At 64.4% G+C, this 1,639-nt stretch carries 1 protein-coding gene and 1 pseudogene; both read left to right on the plus strand.

Annotated elements, in window-relative coordinates; translation table 11 throughout:
- The first annotated feature begins 692 nt into the window (after positions 1-692).
- Complete coding sequence (locus tag FKP22_RS34295) at positions 693-827, plus strand: hypothetical protein (protein WP_259372474.1); 135 nt, start codon at positions 693-695, stop codon at positions 825-827.
- 178 nt (positions 828-1,005) lie between these two features.
- Positions 1,006-1,639 (plus strand): annotated as a pseudogene (locus tag FKP22_RS29630) (hypothetical protein); the annotation flags it as partial.

Consider the following 1,639-nt stretch of genomic DNA (forward strand, 5'->3'; position numbering starts at 1 on the left):
GCGCTGCGGGCCATGGCCTGCTGCAGGTCGTCGTAGCTGAGCCGGCTGTCGTGGAACAGCAGCGCCGGCCGCGCGCCGCGGCCTTCGCGCACGTGGCGTTGCACCAGGCAGTCCGCCAGATTGATCTGCGGCTGCGCCAGCAGCTCGGTCCAGTCGATGTGGTTCATTTTTCTCGCCCTGGTTTGTGGGGTTTTGGAAAACCCTTTTCGGGATCTCCTGCGCGCCGATTGCACACCGCGCGAATCCGGCTCGATATCCCACGTTGAAGGGGGTTGGTTATTCTCGGAATGGAAATATCCGATATCCGGCCAGGGTGTATCTGTAACGCCTTGAAAGCAGCACTTTCGAATATCTTTCGGCCCTGGTATATGCGCGCTGACGCGTGCGGCGCGCCATCGCGCGCACACCCCTAGCGCAGCAGCGCAAACGCTGCGTTAGGCGAGCATTAGGCGAAGCTGAGGAATGTGCATGGATGTAAGCAGCGTGCCCGGCTGTGCGGCAGTGAAACTGCAGATACAAATAGATTCAGATCGGTTTCCTGGTGTTACGCGGGTTTGGTTTTCAGTCGATCGCCATTGTTTTGAATAACCCCCCATGTCAGGGGATGTCGGAAACAGGGCGATGGCATGTAAAAACCCGCCACCCAGGCATGTCCATGCCGGGGTTTTTCTTAACACTCAAGGAGAGAAACTATGAGCATCGAAACCACCGTGATCTCGGCCGCTGACGTCGCGCTGCTGCAAGAAGTCGACGCGTTCGAAATCGTCGACACCCAGAGCGTCGACGCCGTGGCTGCCCAAGCCGTCGGCTGCCTGAGCTGCTCGTGAGCTGTTGACGGACGCGGCCCGGGCGGTTTCGCCTGAGCCCCGTCCAGGCACCTTGGTGCGGCATGTCAACAGCGTGCCGGGTCGGGGTGCCCCTGTTCCGAGGTCCGAGCTTGCGGTTTGCTCGGCGAGTTCCTTGACGCTGCACCGGCGAGTGCTTCGCGTGCAGCGGGAGCCGTGCATGGCACTGACCACCCTGATCCAAGGCATCAACGACGCGGTCGACCGGCACCTGTCGCCGGCCGACGTGGTGCACGCGGTGCGGCCCATCGTCGGCAGCGCGATGCTGGACGAGCGCTTCGTGCTCGAATGCGCCGAAGCCACCACCGACAAGGCCGCCCGCTGCCTGCTCGAAGGCGCGCCCTACGAGCCGCTGCACATCGAGCACGGGCGCTGCTGGCGCATGGCCTTGTTCCTGTGGGACCCGGGTTTCACCAATGCGCCGCACCAGCACAACACCTGGAGCGTCAGCGGCGTGATGCACAACCGGCTGGACGTGGCGCTCTACCAGCGCGACGCCGCCAGCCAAACGCTGAACCCGACCCAGCGCTTCGTGGCCGCTCGCGGCCAGACCGGCTTCCTGGTGCCGCCCTGCATCCATGCGCTGGGCAATCCCGACACCACGGCGCCCAGCGTCACGCTGCATGTCTTCAACGATTCCGAGGACAGGGCGCAGCGTGCCAACGACACGCTGTGGTTCGACGATGAAGTCAACCCGCTGGACTTCTACCGCGACCCGGCCCGGCCCTCGCGGCGCAACCTGCAGACGGTGCTGGTGCTGCTGAAGGCGCTGGCCCGGCCCGCGCCGGCCGGGC

The sequence above is a fragment of the Ideonella azotifigens genome (assembly GCF_006519715.1).
Taxonomy (GTDB): domain Bacteria; phylum Pseudomonadota; class Gammaproteobacteria; order Burkholderiales; family Burkholderiaceae_C; genus Ideonella; species Ideonella azotifigens.

Coding starts and splice junctions, on each gene's coding strand:
- FKP22_RS34295 (WP_259372474.1), top strand. CDS start 693: ATGAGCATCGAAACCACCGTGATCTCGGCCGCTGACGTCGCGCTGCTG.